The sequence below is a fragment of the Micromonospora sp. NPDC004704 genome (genome assembly GCF_053601675.1).
This window is the reverse complement of sequence record NZ_JBSGCD010000004.1, coordinates 358,847-377,689: the sequence shown is the minus strand read 5'-3', so window position 1 is coordinate 377,689 and position 18,843 is coordinate 358,847. Positions and strand designations below refer to the sequence as shown.

At 71.5% G+C, this 18,843-nt stretch carries 14 protein-coding genes; 10 read left to right on the top strand and 4 right to left on the bottom strand.

Going from position 1 to position 18,843, the window contains the following annotated elements:
• The first annotated feature begins 2 nt into the window (after nucleotides 1-2).
• From ACWEFB_RS08010 to ACWEFB_RS08000, 3 genes are all read left to right on the top strand, one after another.
• On the top strand, nucleotides 3-1,940 hold the full coding sequence (locus ACWEFB_RS08010; RefSeq protein ID WP_452283466.1) for a fumarate reductase/succinate dehydrogenase flavoprotein subunit: 1,938 nt from the start codon (nucleotides 3-5) through the stop codon (nucleotides 1,938-1,940).
• Nucleotides 1,937-2,701 carry a succinate dehydrogenase/fumarate reductase iron-sulfur subunit gene (locus ACWEFB_RS08005; RefSeq protein WP_452283389.1) on the top strand — a complete coding sequence of 255 codons (765 nt, stop codon included), beginning with the start codon at nucleotides 1,937-1,939 and terminating at the stop codon, nucleotides 2,699-2,701. Before ACWEFB_RS08010 ends, ACWEFB_RS08005 begins: the two co-directional genes overlap by 4 nt.
• A 155-nt stretch (nucleotides 2,702-2,856) precedes the next feature.
• A complete protein-coding gene (locus tag ACWEFB_RS08000) occupies nucleotides 2,857-3,408 on the top strand; it encodes a hypothetical protein (protein ID WP_452283387.1) in 552 nt (183 codons plus the stop codon).
• Here the strand turns inward: ACWEFB_RS08000 and ACWEFB_RS07995 are convergent.
• Entirely contained in the window at nucleotides 3,375-5,909 is a 2,535-nt protein-coding gene (locus ACWEFB_RS07995) for a putative bifunctional diguanylate cyclase/phosphodiesterase (protein ID WP_452283385.1), read from the bottom strand. The two genes, ACWEFB_RS08000 and ACWEFB_RS07995, sit on opposite strands and share 34 nt — an antisense overlap.
• A 272-nt stretch (nucleotides 5,910-6,181) precedes the next feature.
• Here ACWEFB_RS07995 and ACWEFB_RS07990 point away from each other — a divergent pair, with 272 nt between their 5' ends.
• Entirely contained in the window at nucleotides 6,182-7,189 is a 1,008-nt protein-coding gene (locus ACWEFB_RS07990; RefSeq protein WP_452283383.1) for a serine hydrolase, read from the top strand.
• An 81-nt stretch (nucleotides 7,190-7,270) separates the two neighbouring features.
• On the top strand, nucleotides 7,271-8,431 hold the full coding sequence (locus ACWEFB_RS07985) for an MBL fold metallo-hydrolase (protein ID WP_452283464.1): 1,161 nt from the start codon (nucleotides 7,271-7,273) through the stop codon (nucleotides 8,429-8,431).
• 32 nt (nucleotides 8,432-8,463) lie between these two features.
• On the opposite strand, the gene ACWEFB_RS07980 is transcribed toward ACWEFB_RS07985, so the two are convergent.
• A complete protein-coding gene (locus ACWEFB_RS07980; RefSeq protein WP_452283381.1) occupies nucleotides 8,464-10,005 on the bottom strand; it encodes a deoxyguanosinetriphosphate triphosphohydrolase family protein in 1,542 nt (513 codons plus the stop codon).
• Nucleotides 10,006-10,056: 51 nt separating this feature from the next.
• The gene (locus ACWEFB_RS07975) at nucleotides 10,057-11,559 is read right to left on the bottom strand and encodes an APC family permease (RefSeq protein ID WP_452283379.1); all 1,503 of its coding nucleotides are present in this window, start codon (nucleotides 11,557-11,559) and stop codon (nucleotides 10,057-10,059) included.
• Nucleotides 11,560-11,794: 235 nt separating this feature from the next.
• On the opposite strand from ACWEFB_RS07975, the gene ACWEFB_RS07970 reads away from it, so the two are divergent.
• The 3 genes from ACWEFB_RS07970 (at nucleotide 11,795) to ACWEFB_RS07960 (ending at nucleotide 15,455) form a co-directional block, all read left to right on the top strand.
• Nucleotides 11,795-12,448, top strand: coding sequence for a GOLPH3/VPS74 family protein (locus ACWEFB_RS07970; protein ID WP_326559705.1), 654 nt, complete (start codon nucleotides 11,795-11,797; stop codon nucleotides 12,446-12,448).
• A 99-nt stretch (nucleotides 12,449-12,547) separates the two neighbouring features.
• Nucleotides 12,548-14,962, top strand: a complete 2,415-nt coding sequence (locus ACWEFB_RS07965) for a Tex family protein (protein ID WP_452283376.1) — start codon at nucleotides 12,548-12,550, stop codon at nucleotides 14,960-14,962.
• A gap of 73 nt (nucleotides 14,963-15,035) precedes the next feature.
• Nucleotides 15,036-15,455: a hypothetical protein gene (locus ACWEFB_RS07960; protein ID WP_452283374.1), complete on the top strand. Its 420-nt coding sequence runs from the start codon at nucleotides 15,036-15,038 to the stop codon at nucleotides 15,453-15,455.
• Between the two features lie 86 nt (nucleotides 15,456-15,541).
• On the opposite strand, the gene ACWEFB_RS07955 is transcribed toward ACWEFB_RS07960, so the two are convergent.
• Nucleotides 15,542-15,745 (bottom strand): hypothetical protein, encoded by a 204-nt coding sequence (locus ACWEFB_RS07955; protein ID WP_452283372.1) that lies wholly within the window; start codon nucleotides 15,743-15,745, stop codon nucleotides 15,542-15,544.
• Nucleotides 15,746-16,294: 549 nt separating this feature from the next.
• Between ACWEFB_RS07955 and ACWEFB_RS07950 the strand changes: the two genes are divergently transcribed.
• The gene (locus ACWEFB_RS07950; protein ID WP_326559709.1) at nucleotides 16,295-17,005 is read left to right on the top strand and encodes a response regulator transcription factor; all 711 of its coding nucleotides are present in this window, start codon (nucleotides 16,295-16,297) and stop codon (nucleotides 17,003-17,005) included.
• Nucleotides 17,002-18,783: a sensor histidine kinase gene (locus tag ACWEFB_RS07945; protein WP_452283370.1), complete on the top strand. Its 1,782-nt coding sequence runs from the start codon at nucleotides 17,002-17,004 to the stop codon at nucleotides 18,781-18,783. Before ACWEFB_RS07950 ends, ACWEFB_RS07945 begins: the two co-directional genes overlap by 4 nt.
• Nucleotides 18,784-18,843 lie beyond the last annotated feature (60 nt).

Sequence of the window (18,843 nt, the reverse complement as noted above, 5' to 3'; positions counted from 1 at the left end):
CCATGGAGATGTTCAGCCTCGGCGAGCCGATCGCCGATCAGAAGGCACCGGAAGGGCCGATCGAGACCCGCTGGGAGCGGCGCCGGTTCGACGCCAAGCTGGTCAACCCGGCCAACCGCCGCAAGCTGACCGTGCTGGTGGTCGGCACCGGGCTGGCCGGTGGTTCGGCCGCCGCCACCCTGGCCGAGCAGGGCTACCGGGTGAAGTCCTACTGCTACCAGGACAGCCCGCGCCGGGCGCACTCGATCGCCGCCCAGGGCGGTATCAACGCAGCGAAGAACTACCGCAACGACGGGGACTCCGTACACCGGTTGTTCTACGACACGGTCAAGGGCGGCGACTTCCGCGCCCGCGAGTCGAACGTGCACCGGCTCGCCGAGGTCTCGGTGAACATCATCGACCAGGCGGTCGCCCAGGGGGTGCCGTTCGCCCGCGAGTACGGCGGACTGCTCGACACCCGCTCGTTCGGCGGCGCGCAGGTGCAACGGACCTTCTACGCCCGGGGCCAGACGGGCCAGCAGCTCCTGCTCGGGGCGTACCAGGCGTTGGAGCGGCAGATCGCGCTCGGCCGGGTCGAGATGCACACCCGGCACGAGATGCTGGAGCTGATCGTGGTCGACGACCGGGCTCGGGGCATCGTGGTCCGCGACCTGGTCACCGGCGAGATAACCACCGAGTACGCCGACGCCGTGGTGCTCGCCTCCGGCGGGTACGGCAACGTCTTCTACCTCTCCACCAACGCCAAGGGCTGCAACGTCACCGCCACCTGGCGGGCGCACCGCAAGGGCGCGTACTTCGGCAATCCCTGCTACACGCAGATCCACCCGACCTGCATCCCGGTCTCCGGCGACCACCAGTCGAAGCTGACCCTGATGAGCGAGTCGCTGCGCAACGACGGCCGGGTCTGGGTGCCGAAGCAGGCCCGCGACGACCGCAACCCGGCCGACATCCCGGACGACGAGCGGGACTACTTCCTGGAGCGGATGTACCCGGCCTTCGGCAACCTGGTTCCCCGTGACATCGCCTCCCGCGCGGCGAAGAACGTCTGCGACTCGGGGCACGGCGTCGGCCCGACCGGGCTCGGTGTCTACCTCGACTTCGCCGACGCGATCAACCGGCTCGGCCGGCACACCGTCGAGGAGCGGTACGGCAACCTCTTCGAGATGTACGAGCGGATCACCGGCGAGGACCCGTACCGGGTGCCGATGCGGATCTACCCGGCGGTGCACTACACGATGGGCGGGCTCTGGGTCGACTACGACCTCCAGGCCACCATCCCCGGCCTGTTCGTCATCGGTGAGGCGAACTTCTCCGACCACGGCGCCAACCGGCTCGGCGCCTCGGCGCTGATGCAGGGCCTGGCCGACGGCTACTTCGTGCTGCCGAACACGATCGCCAACTACCTGTCCGCCGGACCGTTCGGCCCGATCGACGACAACCATCCCGAGGTGGTCGCCGCCCGCGCCGACGTCGAGGACCGGCTGGCCCGGCTGCTGGCGGTCAACGGTGACCGTACGGTCGACTCGTTCCACCGCGAGCTGGGTCAGATCATGTGGGAGCACTGCGGGATGGAACGCAGTGACGCGGGGCTGCGCAAGGCGATCGAGCAGATCCGGGCCCTGCGGGAGCAGTACTGGCGCCGGGTCAAGGTGTCCGGTGACGCCGACGGCATCAACCAGTCGCTGGAGAAGGCCGGTCGGGTCGCCGACTTCTTCGAGTTGGCCGAGCTGATGTGCATCGACGCGCTGCACCGTACCGAGTCCTGCGGCGGGCACTTCCGGGCCGAGAGCCAGACCCCGGAGGGTGAGGCGCAGCGCGACGACGACCACTTCAGCTACGTCGCGGCGTGGGAGTTCACCGGCGCCGACCGCCCGCCGGTCCTGCACAAGGAAGACCTGAACTTCGAGTACGTCCACCCCAGCCAGCGGAGTTACAAGTGAATCTGACCCTACGCATCTGGCGGCAGTCCGGTCCGACCGACCGTGGCCGGATGGTCTCCTACCAGGTCGCCGACGTCTCCCCCGACATGTCGTTCCTGGAGATGCTCGACGTGCTCAACGAGCGGCTGATCCTCGACGGGGACGACCCGGTGGCCTTCGACCACGACTGCCGGGAGGGGATCTGCGGCGCCTGCGGCATGGTGGTCAACGGCGTACCGCACGGGCCGGAGCGGGCGACCACCATCTGCCAGCTCCACATGCGGCACTTCTCCGACGGGCAGACGATCGACATCGAACCGTGGCGGGCGCGGGCCTTCCCGGTGATGAAGGACCTGATGGTGAACCGGAGCGCGTTCGACCGGATCATCGCCGCCGGTGGTTACATCTCGGTGCCGACGGGCAGCGCGCCGGACGCGCACGCCCAACCGGTGCCGAAGGTGGACGCGGACGCGGCGTTCGAGTCGGCCGCCTGCATCGGCTGCGGTGCCTGCGTCGCGGCCTGCCCGAACGGTTCGTCGATGCTGTTCACCGCCGCGAAGGTGACCCACCTGAGCATGCTGCCGCAGGGGCAGCCGGAGCGGGCCGGCCGGGTGCTCGACATGGTCGCCCAGCAGGACGCGGAGGGCTTCGGCGGGTGCACCAACATGGGCGAGTGCACCGCCGTCTGTCCGAAGGTGATCCCGCTGTCCACCATCGGGCGGCTGAACCGCGACTTCCTCAAGGCCGCCAGCACCCGCGGCGGCGCGCCGGGCACGGACTAGCTCTCCGCGTACGCCGGACCCGGGCCGACCCGTCGGCGGGCGGCCGGGCCCGGTGCACGCCGGGACGGTGCGGGAGCGTTCGACGGGCTGGTCAGGACTCGGTACGCTGACCCGCGGATCAGGCGCGATCATGAGGTGACGGCGGGGGCGACGACATGCTCATCACGGCGGACCAGGTGGTACCCGAACATCTCGCCGAGGCGACCTGGCAGCTCTACAACAACGCGTTCGAGGAGTTGCGGGCCGCCGCCGTACAGCGGCACGTGATGTTCCGTGACGAGTTCGACGCGGTGCTCGCCGACCCCCGGGTGACGAAGTACCTCGGGCTCGACCCGGATCGGCCGGACGACGTACTGGCGTTGGCCACGTTCACCAACGACCTGGACGCCGTACCGCTGATCTCGCCGGACTACTTCGCGCGCCGCTGGCCGGAGCTCTACGCCGAACAGCGGATCTGGTACATCGGCTTCTTCGCGATCGACCCGGGGGTCCGTGGCGACGGGGCGTTCGAGCTGGTGATCGAGCGGATGTGGGAGCGGGTGCTGGCCAGCGGGGGCATCGCCGCCCTGGACATCTGCCGGCGCAACAACGACATCGGGCTGCCGAAGGCGATCCACCAGACCCTGGACCACCTCACCACCGGGGTCCGGACCACCCCGCTCGACGAGCAGGTCTACTGGCTGTTCGAGCCGCCCGAGTCGGCCTGACCGGCTTCCGGCCCGTCGTTGACGCGGGACCCGTCCGGACCGACCGCCACCCCGGAACCGTCCGGTGCGAGGGCCAGGCCGGCACCGTCCGGGCCGACGGCCAGGGCGGACCAGCGTTCGGCGAAGGGGTGCGGGCGTACCGGGCCGCCCCAGAGCCGGCCCTGGCCGAGTACCACCCCGAGGGTCTCCAGCACCCCGCGCTGGGTCGGGGTCTCGACCCCCTCGGCGACCACGGTCAGCCGGAGCGCGCTGCTCATCGCGACCACCGCTCGGACGATCTCCTCGTCCTCCGGGTTGCCGCCGAGGCCGGCGACGAACGCCCGGTCGACCTTCACCCCGGTCACCGGGTGCCGGCGCAGGTAGCCCAGCGCGGAGTAGCCGGTGCCGAAGTCGTCGACCACGATCCGTACGCCCATCCGGCGCAGTTCGAAGAGGACCTGGGCGGTGCCGGCGGACGGGTCGACCATCACCGACTCGGTGATCTCCAGAACCACCACCCCGGTCGGTACGTCGTGCCGCAGCAGCGACTCGGCGATGCTGTCCGGCAGACCGGGGTCGCGCAGTTGCCGGGGCGAGACGTTGACCGAGATCCAGAACTCGTCGTCCACCACACCGTCGGCCCGCCAGTCGGCGAGTTGCCGCAGCGCCTCGTCCAGCACCCACCGCCCGATGGCGGCGATCAGTCCGGTGTCCTCGGCGATGGAGATGAAGTCCAGCGGTGACACCGCGCCGCGTACCGGGTGGTCCCACCGGAGCAGCGCCTCCGCGCCGACGAGGCGCCCGCCGCGCAGTTCGACGATCGGCTGGTAGACCAGGTGGAGCTGCTCCTTGGCCAGGGCGTGCCGGAGCGCGAACTCGATCTCGACCCGGTCGCGTACCCGGTCGCGCATGGAGGTGTCGAACAGGGCCCACTTGCCCGGCCCCTCGGCCTTCGCGTGGTACATCGCGATGTCCGCGTCGCGCATCAACGACTCGGCGGTCACCGGTGCCGCATCGTGCTGCTCGGCCGCCGCCGCCGTGGGCAGGCCGCCCCATCCGCCGGTGCTGCCGGTGGTTGCGTCCGGGTCGTACGCCAGCCCGTCCGGGGTGTGCTCGCCGGTCGTCGCGAGGACCGTGGTGCCGACCATGCCAACCGACGTGCTGACCACCACCTCGATCCCGCCGACCTGCAACGGTGCGGCGAACGAGCCGAGGATCCGTTCGGCGAGCGCGACCGCCTCGTCGCGGGTGCCGCTGAGCACGACCACGAACTCGTCCCCACCGACCCGGGCGACGATCGCCGCCGCCGGCACCAGCGCCCGCAGCCGCTTGCCGACCTCGACGATGAGCTGGTCGCCGGTGTCGTGGCCCCACGAGTCGTTGACCATCTTGAAGCCGTCGAGGTCGAGGAAGTACACCCAGATCCCGGTCGGTACGGCCGCCGCCCGGCGCAGCAGCCGGGCCACCTCGCGTGACAGGGCCCGCCGGTTCGGCAGCCCGGTCAGCGGATCGTGGGTGGCGTGGTGCTCGTAGCGGCGTTGGGCAGTGGCGTATCCCTGCACCGCCGACACCGCGCGGACCAGCAGCAACGCCACCATGGTCGCCCCGGCGAACGCGGGAACCAGCCGTTCGACCGACGTCGGCCGGTCGAGTACGGCGATCAGCACGAACGGCGCGGCCAGCGCCGGGCAGATCAGCAGCAGCCTCGGCCAGGACCAGGCCTGCACCGGCAGCGGCATGGCCCGGCCCAGGAACACCACCGAGGGGTGCAGTGCGGCGGCACCGACCATCGCGAAGCCGAGCAGGAACGGCAGGTCCAGGATCGGTGCACCGGACAGGGTGCCGTACAGCCCGACGATCGCGTACGCCAGATCGCCGAGGAGCAGCGACGACATCATGGCGACCAGCAGCCAGTAACTCGGCCGGCGGGCGGCGGTGGTGAAGGCGAGGTTGACCAGGAGCAGGAGCAGCACCACGTCGAAGACCGGGTACGTGCCGGCGAGCGCCGAGACCATCACCGGTCGGCCCTGGATCGACGCCGCCGGTACGGCGAGCAGCAGCAGCGATACGCAGGCCGCGCCGAGGCAGACGATGAGACCGTCGATGACGGCGTGCCGTTCCAGCCCTCCCCTGGCCCGGAGCAGCCCGCCCACGCCGAGGATCATCAACAGGTAGCCGGGCACAGTGAACGCGTCGGCGGCCAGGGCGGACAGTCCGCTCCGGTCCGCGGCCCAGGGTCGGACCAACGCCCCGACCAGGAACAACGAGCTGGCCGCACTGAGCAGGTACCAGGGGTGGCGGGGCACGGCGCGGTGCCACCAGGGCCCGATCACCAGGACGACGGCCGTACCGACGCCCACCGCGCCGAACAGGGCCGCGCCGAGTCGGTCGGAGAGGTTGGCGGCGTACAGCAGGGCGACGGCGACCCCGGCGGCGAGGAACGCCACCGAGCCGGACGCGGAGGCCCGGTCGACCGGGGTCGAGCGTCGCATCGAGATCGCCCCCAGCGAACCTTCCGTCATCTGACCGACCAGCAGGCGCACCACGCTACCAACCGGATCATCCGACGTGCTGTGGATGATCGACTGGACTTGGTGGGCCGATCGGATGAGTAACGCACTGCCTGTGCGATCACGCACGACAACTACCCCGAACGCCGGGCGCGGAATCCCGTTCCGCGCCCGGCGGGGCGATCTAGGGACAACGGAGCGATTTGGGGTGGTCTATGGTGTCCGGGTCGAGCCCACGGGGGGTTCGTAACGGCTCCGAACGGAGAACTAACTTGTCCACCACGGTGAATCGCAGGACCGCACTGGGTTTCGGCACGGCGGCAACGGCAGGGCTGGTGTTCGGCACCGGCAGCGGCGCCTCGGCCGCGAACACGTCCGACCGGGGTGCGGCCACGGACGCCCTCGGACCGGCCGAGCGCCGGGTCGGAAAGATCTACTACCGGGCCTCGACCGAGGCGGGCGGTACCTGGCGGGCCCGGATCAGCGTGACCGCCCCTGACGGCAGTGCCCTGCCGGCGGTGGAGCAGGGCGCCGACGACACGGTCGAGGCGTACAGCGTGAACAAGGTGGCGGTGGCCGTCGCGGTCCTGGACAAGGTCGACCGGGGCCTGCTGCAACTGAACCAGACCGTCGAGGTGAGCGCCGCGATCGTGATCCCCGACGGTGACGGCATCTTCCGGCTCGACGGCGCGTACCCGAGCACGGTGACGATCGGGCACGCGCTCGCCGCCCTGCTCACCGTCTCGGACGACACCTCGGTACGGCTCTGCGGCCTGGTCTGCCCGGCACTGGAGATCAATCAGATCCTGGTCGCCAAGGGCTTCCCGAACACCCAGGTCGAGCCGGTCGCCAACCCCAACCGCTTCTTCCTCGGCACCACCACGCCCCGGGAGACCCACGACCTGCTCCGGGCCCTGGTCGCGGGCACCCTGCTCTCCCCCGCCTCCACCGCGTTCCTGCTGGCCGCGCTCCGGTCGCCGATCGCGTACCCGGACGGCATCCGGCACGACATGTCCTCCGCCGAGCGGGAGCGGGTGGCGACCAAGGCCGGCTGGTTCAACGGTGGCCGCAACGAGGCCGGCATCATGTTCGGCACCGACGGCTCGCCCCGGCTGACCTACGCGATCTTCGCCGACGGCCAGGCCGACCCGGACAACTTCGGCCCGACCCACCCGGCCACCCACGCCCGTGCGGTGATGGGTCGGCGGTTCCTGGAGACGGTCACCGAGCCGGGGGCCGCCGCGGCCACGTCCCGCGCCCGGTCGACGTACCGGCCGAGCAACGGCGGCTGACAAATCCGCGCCCGATCCGGGGGCCGACCACCGGTCGGTTCCCGGACCGGGGAGGATGGGCGGATGGGTAGGGCGAAGATCATGGGCGAACCGGGACGGGGCCACGCCGACCGGTCAGGGGCGCGCCGCCGTCGGCGCCGCCGTGCCGGGGGTCTGCTCGCCCTGGCCGCCGTCGCCGCCGCGGCCTGGGCCGTCCGGGACATCCCGGTCGCGATGGGTGCCCGCGCCGCCGGTGACCGGGCAGCCAGGCTGCGGTCCTCCCCGCAGTACGAGGGCGACAGCTTCCGCAACCAGGCCAGCACCCGGACCATGGTTGCCGAATCCGGGCGCAACGTCCTGCTCCAGTTCCTCTTCGGCGGGCAGCGACGCAAGCCGGCCGACCCGGTCCCGCTGGTCGACCCCGGCACGACCGACCCGGCCACGGCGCCCGCCGACGAACTGGCCGTCATCTGGTACGGACACGCCTCGGTCCTGGTCGAGATCGAGGGCCGACGGGTGCTTATCGATCCGATGTGGAGCGAACGGTGCTCCCCTTCGCGCCTGGTCGGGCCGCAGCGGCTGCACCCGCCACCGGTGCCGCTGGAGCAGCTCCCCACGGTCGACGCGATCCTGATCTCGCACGACCACTACGACCACCTGGACCTGGCCACCGTACGGGTGTTGCTGCGGACCCAGTCGGCGCCGTTCCTGGTCCCGCTCGGCGTCGGCGCCCACCTGGCCCGGTGGGGTGTGCCGGAGTCGCGGATCGTGGAGCTGGACTGGACCGAGAACGTCACGGTCGCCGGCCTGCGGTTCACCGCGACCGCCGCGCAGCACTTCTCCGGGCGCGGCTTCACCCGCAACCGCACCCTCTGGGGCTCCTGGGTCATCAGCGGGGAGACCCGGCGGGTGTTCTACTCCGGCGACTCCGGCTACTTCTCCGGGTACGCCGGGATCGGCCGGGAGCACGGCCCGTTCGACGTCACGCTGATCCAGGTCGGTGCGTACGCGCCCGCCTGGCCGGAGATCCACATGTTCCCGGAGGAGGCGGTCACCGCCCACCTGGACCTGCGCGGGAAGCTGCTGGTCCCGGTCCACTGGGCGACGTTCAACCTCGCCGTGCACCCGTGGGCCGATCCGGTCGACCGGCTGTGGCGGGAGGCGAAGGCCCGCGACGTACGGCTGGCCGTGCCCCGACCCGGTGAGCGGGTCGTGGTCGACCTGCCGCCACCGGTCGACGGCTGGTGGCAGGACATCGTCTGATCCGTGAGCGGGTCCGGCCCCGGTGAACGGGGTCAGAGCACGAACGCGTCGGTCCAGAGCTGACCGGAGCGGCCGGAGAGGGCGTCGAGCAACGCGACCGCCTGGCTGTCGGTCAGCGAGGCGACGAAGTCGATGATCGCCCGTCCGCGCGCCTTACCGGCCCGGCCCGGCGTACGCGGGTGCAGCTCCGCCTCGGCGAGGTCGATCAGGTCGTGCAGCCTGCGCGGTAGCCGGGCCTCCTCACGGGGGTCGAGGATCCAGTCGAGCAGGGCCTGGACCAGGGTGTCCAGCAGCCGGGCCTGTCCCCGCTGGTGCAGGGCCAGGTCGGGCCGGGCGAGCACGAACTGGTGGTGGACGAACTTGAGCACCTGCACCTCGTGCCACTGCACCGGGGCGAGCAGGACGTGCCCTGCCCGTACCGGCGGGTCGGGAACGACGGTGATGGCGTCCACCAGCCGGCGGGTCCACCGGGCGGAGAAGCCCGACACTCCCTGCTCGGCCTCGATCGAGCCGTCGAAGGGTGCGGCCAGCAGCCCGTCGACCAGTTCCAGGCGTACGTGTTCGACTGCGGCGGCGAACGCCTCGTCGTCGCTGATCCAGGCGTCCTTGCGGTGCAGTTGCCGGCGCAGCCGCTCGATCGGGGCGCCCTGCCGGCGCAGCCCGTGTTCGAGGGCCGCGTCGGTCATCGACCGGTACCGGTCGATGTCGCGCTGCCAAGCGAGCAGTTCGGCCGCGACGGCGCCCTGGCGCAGCACCCCGACCCGGTGGAAGTCCTCCACGTCGTGGATGGCGTACGCGATGTCGTCGGCGGTATCCATGATCGACGCCTCGACGGTCTGCTGCCAGTCGGCGATCCGCCCGGCGAACGGCGCCCGAGCCTGCCGCAGGTCCTCCACCTCCGTGCTGTACGCGCCGAACTTCGCCGACCCGCTGTCCGGCTCGTCCGGCGGCGCGGTCGCCCCGCGCGGCGGCGGGTCGAACTGCCGGGGGTGCGGGTCGGGGTAACCGGACCTGGTCCACGGGTACTTCAGGATGGCGGCCCGGACCGCGGCGGTCAGGTCCAGACCGATGGTCGCCATGCCACGGATCTCGGTGCTGGTGACGATCCGGTACGACTGGGCGTTGCCCTCGAACCCGTCCGGCAGCCCGAGCCGCTGCCGGGCGATCCGGTCGAGCACCTGCTCACCGAGGTGCCCGAACGGCGGGTGCCCGAGGTCGTGGGCGAGCGCCGCGGCCTCGACCACGTCCGGGTCGCAGCCGCCGAGGGAGTCCAGCAGGTCGCGGTAGCGCTTGTCGGCGGTCAGCCGCTCCGCCACCGCCCGCCCCACCTGGGCGACCTTCAGGCTGTGCGTCAACCGGTTGTGTACGAGCAGCCCGGAGCCGCCCGGGGAGATCACCTGGGTGACGCCGCCGAGCCGGGCGAAGAAGGGTGAGCTGACGATCCGGTCCCGGTCGGCCCGGAACGGGCTCCCGGCGAGGTCGCCGAGGGCACCGGCACTGCCGCCGAAGAGGCGTCTGGCCCGGGGATCGACCTTCGCCGCGTTCAGCGCCTCGTTCGCCGCCGAAGACTCCATGATCAGACGCTAGCCCAGCCGGACCCGGCAGGTGTGCGCAGCCCCGATCGATCACGCCTTGGCCTCGGCCCTCGGCACGGCACCGGCGGGTGGCGACGCCGGGACGGGTTCACGGGTCCCGCCCCCGATGCCGGCGTAGACCTCCGGTTGCATCGACCTGAGGGCGACCCCCCGGAGCAGGCCGAGCAGGACGGCGAGCACGGGCAGGGCCGGCAGCAGGGCACGCAGGTAGGCGGGGGTGCCGGGGGCGAGCAACGTACCGAAGTCGGCCAGCAGGACGACCAGGACCACGCTGAGTCCCATGGTGGCGAGGGTGGGCGCGATCAGCCGCTGCCAGCGCGACTCGACGGTGACCGTACGGCCGTTGAAGAACCCGACCACGGCCACCGAGGTCAGCGTCAGCAGGACCAGTACGCCGACCGCGCCGACCCCGCTGAGCCAGGTGAACAGGTCGGTCAGCGGGTCCCGACCGGCAGCGGCGAAGCCGAGCAGCACCGCGAGCGCCAGCCCGGTCTGGACCAGTGAGCCGGCAACGGGTGCGCCGGTGCGTACGCCGACCCGGCCCAGCCCGGCCGGCAGCACCCGTTCGAATCCGAGCAGGTAGAACTGGCGGGCGACGGTGTTGTGCCCGGCGAGCAGCGCGGCCAGTACCGCGGTGGCGAGCAGGGCCTGGGCGGTGACCGCCAGCGCCACCCCGCCGTGCCGGGCGAGGACGTCGGCGACCAGTCCGGGACCGGCGACGGCGGCCACGGTCGCGGTGTTGTCCGGACCGGTCGCCACGGTCAGCGCCCAGGCGCAGAGCGCGTAGCAGCCGCCGATGCCGGCGATGGCGAGGTACGTGGCGCGGGCGACGGTCCGGCCCGGATCCCTGACCTGCGTACGGTGGGCCGGGCCCGATTCCACTCCGACGAAGGCGGCGACGGCGAGGGCGAGCACGGCACCGAGTCCGGCCACCGGAAGGTTCGCCGGGTCGAGCCCGGTGGTGGTGACCGAGGCGCCGGCCGGATTGTCGAGCGCGAGGGCCACCAGGACGGTCAGGACGAGCAGTTCCAGGACCAGCAACCCCAGCAGGACGGTCCCGGAGAGATCCAACTGACGCAGCCCGAGCAACCCGACCACCGCCCAGGCGAGCAGAGCCCAGATCCACCAGTCGAGTTCGACGGCGAATTCGTCGCTGGCGAACTCGCCGAGAATCGCGCCGATCAGTCCGTAGAGGCTGATCTGGATCGCGTTGTACGCGATCAATGCGACGAACGCGGCGCCGACCGCCCCGACCCGTCCGAGCCCATTCGCGATGTACGAGTGCGACGATCCGGGGTTCGGCACGTACCGGCCCATCGCGGCGTAACCGACGGCGAAGACGCCCAGGACGACGGTCAGCACCAGAAAGCAGAACGCGGCGCCGACGTTGCCGCTGACGGCGTACAGGATGGGGATGGTCCCACCGACCGCGGTCAGCGGCCCGGCGGTCGCGGCGACGAAGAGGGCGAGCCGTCCGGTGCCGAGTCGACCGGGGTGCAGTGGGATACCGGGGGCGGGCGGCTCGGTTGGCATCGTGGATCGCTCCTGGCCGGTCGAAACATTGTCGATCGACAATCAGGAGAGGTTATGGCCGTTTCCGGCGGGCGACAAGTTCGTACGGAGATCCGACAGTTTCGCCCCCGTCGAGTCCATTGCCCGACGCAACGCCGAGAACGGGTTGAGCGCCGTGATTCCTTGCCGTAGCGTCCTGCATCAACACGCGGAGCAATCGAAGCGTCACGACGGTACCGGGCGGGGCCGGAGAGCCATGAACAACTTCCTGGGCGATACCGAACGACTCGCCGATGAGCTGTTCCTCATCGGACACGACGACTACAACGGCCGCCCACTGGCCGCCGCCAACCTGCTCGACCCGGCCCTGGCCGGTGCGATCCTCGCCGAACTGGCCCTCGCCGGCCGGATCACCATCACCCGTGGCGAGGTCTTCGTCGCCGACAACCGGGCCTGGCAGGACCCCGTCGCGGACCGGGCACTGGGCGAGATCGTCCGGCACGGCGACGGGTACGACGCCCGCGGTTGGCTGGAGTTCATCCGCCCCCAGGTCCACGAGCAGGTCGGACTCCGGCTGGTCAGCGCGGGTGCGCTGCGGCGGGAGAGCCGGCGCGGGCTGAGCCTGCGGATGAAGGTGCGCTGGCCCGGCCGCGACCCGAACCGGGTGGCCGCACCCCGGGTCCGGCTCGCCGCCGTCCTCGAACGCTCGGACCAACCCCTGGACATCCGCAACGCGACGCTCGCCGCGCTGGTCCGGTCCGGAGGCATGATCGGCGTACTCGGCCTGCCCGAGCATGCCGTGGCGCAGCGCATCTCGGCCGCCCGCCGGCTGCTGCCCCCCGCCCTGGCCGACCTGCTGAACGCGGTCGACGCGACGGTGGCCGCCGCCACCCTCACCCCCCGCCGCTGAGGACCGCCTCTCTCGGGCGCCGGCCGGGCGGCGCGACGCGGACGGGTGGCGGACGGCAGAATGCGTACGTAACCCACCCGGAAAAGGCGGACCAGGATCGTGACGACGTCTGTTCATCAGCGGATCGCCGAGGAGCTCGGCGTACGCGAGCGGCAGGTAACGGCCGCCGTCGAGTTGCTCGACGGCGGGGCCACCGTGCCCTTCATCGCCCGTTACCGCAAGGAAGTCACCGGCATGCTCGACGACGCGCAGTTGCGCACCCTCGAGGAGCGGCTGCGCTACCTGCGGGAGTTGGAGGAGCGGCGGGCGGCGATCCTGGAGTCCATCCGGAGTCAGGGCAAGCTGGACGCCGCCCTCGAGGCGCAGATCATGGCGGCCGACTCGAAGGCCCGGCTGGAGGACATCTACCTGCCGTACAAGCCGAAGCGGCGGACGAAGGCGCAGATCGCCCGGGAGGCGGGGCTGGAGCCGCTGGCCGAGCAGCTCCTCGCCGACCCGACGCTCGATCCGCGTACGGCCGCGACCGCTTTCGTCGACGCCGACAAGGGTGTGGCGGATCCGACGGCGGCGCTCGACGGGGCGCGGGCGATCCTGGTCGAGCGGTTCGCCGAGGACGCGGACCTGATCGGGTCGCTGCGCGAGCAGATGTGGTCGCGGGGCCGGCTCGCCGCCCGGGTACGCGACGGCCAGCAGGACGCCGGGGCGAAGTTCTCCGACTACTTCGACTTCAGCGAGCCGTACACCCGGCTCGCCTCGCACCGGGTGCTGGCGATGTTCCGGGGTGAGAAGGAGGGCGTACTCGACCTCACCATGGAGCCCGAGGAGGCGCCCGAGGCGGAGTCCGGCCCGGTCGGACCGACCCGGTACGAGGCGGAGATCGGGGCCCGGTTCGACATCTACGACCGGGGACGGCCCGCCGACCGTTGGCTGACCGACACGGTCCGCTGGGCGTGGCGTACCCGGATCCTGATCCACCTCGGCGCGGACCTGCGGATGCGCCTGTGGCAGGCGGCCGAGGACGAGTCCGTACGCGTCTTCGCGATGAACCTGCGCGACCTGCTGCTCGCCGCCCCGGCCGGCAGCCGGACCACGATGGGCCTGGACCCCGGCCTGCGTACGGGCGTGAAGGTGGCGGTGGTCGACGCGACCGGCAAGGTGCTGGCGACCGACACCATCTACCCGCACGAGCCGCGCCGGCAGTGGGACCAGTCGATCGACACGCTGTCCCGGCTGGCCCGGACCCACTCGGTCGACCTGATCGCGATCGGCAACGGCACCGCCTCGCGGGAGACCGACAAGCTCGCCGGTGACCTGATCCGGCTGCACCCGGACCTGAACCTGACCAAGGTGGTGGTCTCGGAGGCCGGCGCCTCGGTCTACTCCGCGTCGGCGTACGCCTCCCAGGAACTGCCCGGCATGGACGTGTCGCTGCGCGGGGCGGTCTCCATCGCCCGCCGGCTCCAGGATCCGCTGGCGGAGTTGGTGAAGATCGAGCCGCGCTCGATCGGGGTCGGCCAGTACCAGCACGACCTCTCCGAGGCGAAGCTCTCCCGCTCGCTGGACGCGGTGGTCGAGGACTGCGTGAACGGCGTCGGGGTGGACGTGAACACCGCCTCCGCACCCCTGCTCACCCGGGTCTCCGGGATCGGGGCCGGCCTGGCGGAGAACATCGTCATGCACCGGGACACCCACGGCCCGTTCCGTACCCGCCGGGCGTTGAAGGAGGTCCCCCGGTTGGGGCCGAAGGCGTTCGAGCAGTGCGCGGGCTTCCTGCGCATTCCGGGCGGGGAGGACCCGCTGGACGCCTCCGCCGTGCACCCGGAGTCGTACCCGGTGGTCCGGCGCATCCTCGCCTCCACCGGAACCGACCTCGGCTCGCTGATCGGCAAGAGCACGCTGCTGCGGGCACTCAGGCCGACGGACTTCGTCGACGACACCTTCGGCCTGCCGACCGTCACCGACATCATCGGCGAGCTGGAGAAGCCGGGACGTGACCCGCGCCCGGCGTTCCGTACCGCGACCTTCGCCGACGGCGTCGAAAAGATCGGCGACCTGACGCCCGGCATGCTACTGGAGGGTGTGGTCACCAACGTCGCCGCGTTCGGGGCGTTTGTCGACGTCGGGGTGCACCAGGACGGGCTGGTGCACGTGTCGGCGATGTCGAACACGTTCGTGAAGGACCCCCGGGACGTGGTCAAGTCCGGTGACGTGGTCCGGGTGAAGGTGCTCGACGTGGACGTACCGCGCAAGCGGATCTCGCTGACGCTGCGGCTGGAGGACGAGGCGACACCGGGCGCTCCGCGTACCGGTGGCGGTGGTGAACGCCGCGACCGCCCGGCGGGCGGCGGCGAGCGCCGGGACCGGGGCGGCGCCGACCGGGGTGGGCAGCGCGGCGGCGGTGGCCAGCCCCGGCAGGGGCGCGGTTCGTCGCCGGCTCCCGCTGCCGGTGGGGCGATGGCCGACGCGCTGCGCCGCGCCGGACTCGACAAGGGGCTCGGCAAGTCGGGCCGCTGACACCCACCGCCCGTCGCGACGATCCCTCGTCGCGGCGGGCGGTCTCTTTCACCCCCGGCGGTACGGTCTGCTGATGGTCGACGACGAGGCTGCCGCCTGGCGGGAGCAGCACCGCCACGCGGTCGAGGTACGTGCCGAGGCGGAACGGGTGCGCCGGGCGGCGGAGACCGGGCAGGCGCGGGAACTGGTGGCCGAGTTCGTCCGCGAGGCGCGGCGGCGTGGCCTGCCGGTGCGCCCCCTCACCGCCGTCGCCCCGACCGGTGCCCGCTACCGCACCGGCCTGACCGGCTGGTACGTCGACGTGAACCTGACCCGCGCGGTCACCAACGACGGCGGGTTCTACCTGTTGAGCGTGCCGACGAGTCTGCGGGCCCGGTTGACCGGGGTGACAATCGAGCCACGGGAGCCGAAGCTGATCGTCGGCGAGGGCGGGCGCGACGGTGAGTCGATGCCGCTGCGCCAACTCCTCGACCGCCGCCTCGACGCCGGGTAGGGCGGGGCGGGCTGTGGCGGGTAAGTGCCCCCATAGGGACAGTTGGTCGCCACAGCCCGGGCGATCGGATGTCCGCTTGACCGGTGTCATCGGGCGTTGCGTTCTGCTGCGGCGTGCCACCAGGCGGGCGGGGTGGGGCCGGTGACGAGCGAGGTCGGCTGGTCGGGGTGCAGGCCGAGACGGCGGAGAGCGGCGGCCTGGACGCGTACGCCGTACCAGCCGTGCCAGTGACCGTAGGGGCCGATACCGCAGGTCAGATCCCAGCGGATGTCGCTCGGTTCCAGGGGCATCCAGTCGATGCCCCGGTCACGCAGTCAAGCGCGTACGGCCGCCTGCGGCTGTGCACAGCCGGGCGTGTTCTCGTACGCCGCAATGATGATCCAGTCCCCCACACCGCTCATCATCCCCCACGGGGCGAACAAGCCAGCGCCAGCGTGAAGAGTTCGGCTCGCTCCAGCCGGCCGGACTCCCCCTGATCATGAAGACCCCCTCAGATGAGGGGCGGGGGCGGTGGGGTGGGAGGGTGGGAAAGGGCGGGGCGGGGTGCTGCTTCGGCGCGGCGGACCGCGAGGGTTACCCTGATCCGGCGCCGGGCCTCCCGGCGCCAACGCGCATCGTGGCTGGTCAGGTGGCCGATGGCCGCGCTGCCGTGTAGCTGACGTACCGACATGCGGGCTACCGTAGGTGGCCGGGTGTGAAGAACCGATCAAGAAGCGGTTGCCTCACCGTGCGTCGAAGCGGACGTCCGGTGCCATATGGGTTCCGCACCCTGTCTTCACGATTACTTAACGGGTCACCGGTTGAATCCGTACGACCGTTACCCGTCAGGATGGGGAGTCATGGGCGCGCGGATCCTGGTTGCCGAGGACGATCGTAAGCAGGCGAACCTCGTACGGATCTACCTCGAACGCGAGGGACACAGCGTCCTGCTGGTCGGCGACGGCCGGGCCGCACTCGACCAGGTACGGATCCGCCGGCCGGACCTGGTGGTGCTCGACGTGATGATGCCGGTCGTCGACGGGCTGGACGTGTGCCGGGTGCTGCGGGCCGAGTCCGATCTGCCGATCCTGCTGCTGACCGCCCGTACCACCGAGGACGACATCCTGCTCGGCCTCGATCTGGGCGCCGACGACTACCTGACCAAGCCGTACAGCCCGCGTGAGTTGGCGGCGCGCGTACGGGCGCTGCTGCGCCGGGCCGGTGTGGTCAGCGCGGGCGGGCAGGCGGTGCTGCGGGTCGGCGACCTGGAGATCGACGCCGGGCGGTTCGAGGTACGGATCGAGGGCCGGCCGATCACCCTGACCGCCAAGGAGTTCGGGATCCTGGAGGTGCTGGCCAGCGAGCCGGGTCGAGCGTTCACCCGGGCCCAGATCATCGACCGGGCGTTCGGGTTCGACCACTACGTCCTCGAACGCACGGTTGACGTACACGTGATGAACCTGCGCCGCAAGATCGAGGCTGACGCCACCGAACCCCGGTACGTCCAGACCGTCTTCGGCCGTGGCTACCGGCTCTCCGACCTCGGTGTTCCGGCGACGGCCACGCCGTGAATTTCCGGTTCCGGGTGCTGGGGCTGGTCATGCTCGTCGCGCTCAGTGCCACCGCCGCGACCGCCTGGCTGACCCTCCGGCAGGCCCGGCAGCAGCTCAGCGCCACGGCCAACGCGGACGAGGCCCAGGTCGACATGATCAGCTCCGAGCTCAAGGCGTACGCCAGCCGGCAGGGCACCTGGGAGGGCGTACCCACGCTGGTCCAGCGGTTGCACCAGGACACCGGTCAGCGGATCCGCCTGGAGACGGATTTCGTGGTGCTGGTGGACTCCGACACCCAGGACAACCCCGACAGGGCCACCCGGCCCCTCGGCCCGCTCACCGCCGTGGTCAACCCGCGACCGACCCTGTCACTGAAGAACGTGCCCACCGCGAGCCTGGCCTCCAGCACCGTCAAGGCGATCGGGAACTACCGCTCCGGGGTGCTCTTCGCGGCCTGTCTGACCCGGGAGGGGATGGCGGTGACCAGCACGCCCGGCCCGCTCGGGGTGCCCGTGTTCGAGGCCGGTCCGAACAGTCCACAGCCGGAGCCGGAGTTGGTGAACAACTGCCGGGTGGGCACCGCCGAGGCGGGCCGGGACATCGCCACCGACATCGCCAGGGCCGGTGACTGTGGCGCCCCGATGGCCGACCTGCTGCCACTCGTCCACGGCGAGTCGGCCGCGGAGACCGGGCGCCCCGCGACACCGACGAAGCCGCCGCAGGGATCGACCGACGGCGACACCGGGACCACCGAGGACCAGGTGAGCTGCCTGACGCAGGTCTTCGACCTGCAGATCAACGACGTGGCACCGCAGCCGGTACGGCTGTATCTCGGTGCGGGGAGCGACCCCGGAGCGGCGTTGACGAGTGGCCCGATGCTCGCCGGGGTGGCCGGGGTCGCCGGGGTCGCCATCCTCTGCACCGCTCTGCTGAGCCACCGGGTGCTCCGCCCGATCGGCCGGCTCACCGCCGCCGCGCAGCGGCTCGGTCGGGGCGACCTCGGGGGCAGGGTGCCGGTGGAGGGCCGGGACGAGCTGGCCGAGCTGGGCCGCTCGTTCAACCAGATGGCCGACTCGTTGCAGCGCGGCGAGGAACGGCAGCGCCGGTTGGTGGCCGACGTCGCACACGAGCTGCGCAGCCCGCTGGCGAACCTGCGCGGTTATCTGGAGGCACTCAAGGACGGGGTGATCACCCCGGATCCGGAGCTGTTCGCCTCGTTGCACGAGGAGGCGGTGCTCCAGCAGCGGATCGTCGACGATCTCCAGGAACTGGCCCTGGCCGAGGCGGGCACGCTCGCGTACCACAGGGTGTATGTCGACCTGGCCGAGTTGCTGGAGACCTGCCGTACGGCGCACCTGGCGCTGGCCGAGGCGGCCGGGATCACGCTGCGGGTGGTCGCCGAACCGGTCCTCGTCTACGCCGACCCCGACCGGTTGCGCCAGGTGGTGGGCAATCTGATCACCAACGCCCTGCGGGCCACCCCCGTCGGCGGCAACGTCACCCTGCACTGCGCCCGGACCGGTACGGCGACCGCGCTGGTACGGGTCGCCGACGACGGTTCCGGGATCGCCCCGGACGCGCTCCCGCACGTGTTCGACCGGTTCTGGCGGGCGGACTCGGCCCGTGGGCGCGGCACCGGCGGCAGCGGACTCGGGCTCGCCATCACCCGGCAGATCGTCACCGACCACGGCGGCACCATCGAGGTCACCAGCGAACTCGGCGCCGGTACGACCTTCCGGATCGTCCTGCCCTCCCCACTCGTCCCCGATGACCGAAAAGGATCCGTCCCTCGCTAATGGGTGGTAAAACACTTTGTAGCGATTTAGTCCGCTTTCGAGCGGCTGAGTAGTCGGAAC

Excerpts from the sequence above, each read along its gene's own strand:
- ACWEFB_RS08010 (WP_452283466.1), top strand. The coding sequence starts at position 3 with ATGGAGATGTTCAGCCTCGGCGAGCCGATCGCCGATCAGAAGGCACCG.
- ACWEFB_RS08000 (WP_452283387.1), top strand. The coding sequence starts at position 2,857 with ATGCTCATCACGGCGGACCAGGTGGTACCCGAACATCTCGCCGAGGCG.
- ACWEFB_RS07995 (WP_452283385.1), bottom strand. The coding sequence starts at position 5,909 with ATGACGGAAGGTTCGCTGGGGGCGATCTCGATGCGACGCTCGACCCCG.
- ACWEFB_RS07985 (WP_452283464.1), top strand. The coding sequence starts at position 7,271 with ATGGGCGAACCGGGACGGGGCCACGCCGACCGGTCAGGGGCGCGCCGC.
- ACWEFB_RS07980 (WP_452283381.1), bottom strand. The coding sequence starts at position 10,005 with ATGGAGTCTTCGGCGGCGAACGAGGCGCTGAACGCGGCGAAGGTCGAT.
- ACWEFB_RS07975 (WP_452283379.1), bottom strand. The coding sequence starts at position 11,559 with ATGCCAACCGAGCCGCCCGCCCCCGGTATCCCACTGCACCCCGGTCGA.
- ACWEFB_RS07970 (WP_326559705.1), top strand. The coding sequence starts at position 11,795 with ATGAACAACTTCCTGGGCGATACCGAACGACTCGCCGATGAGCTGTTC.
- ACWEFB_RS07960 (WP_452283374.1), top strand. The coding sequence starts at position 15,036 with ATGGTCGACGACGAGGCTGCCGCCTGGCGGGAGCAGCACCGCCACGCG.
- ACWEFB_RS07955 (WP_452283372.1), bottom strand. The coding sequence starts at position 15,745 with ATGCCCCTGGAACCGAGCGACATCCGCTGGGATCTGACCTGCGGTATC.
- ACWEFB_RS07950 (WP_326559709.1), top strand. The coding sequence starts at position 16,295 with ATGGGCGCGCGGATCCTGGTTGCCGAGGACGATCGTAAGCAGGCGAAC.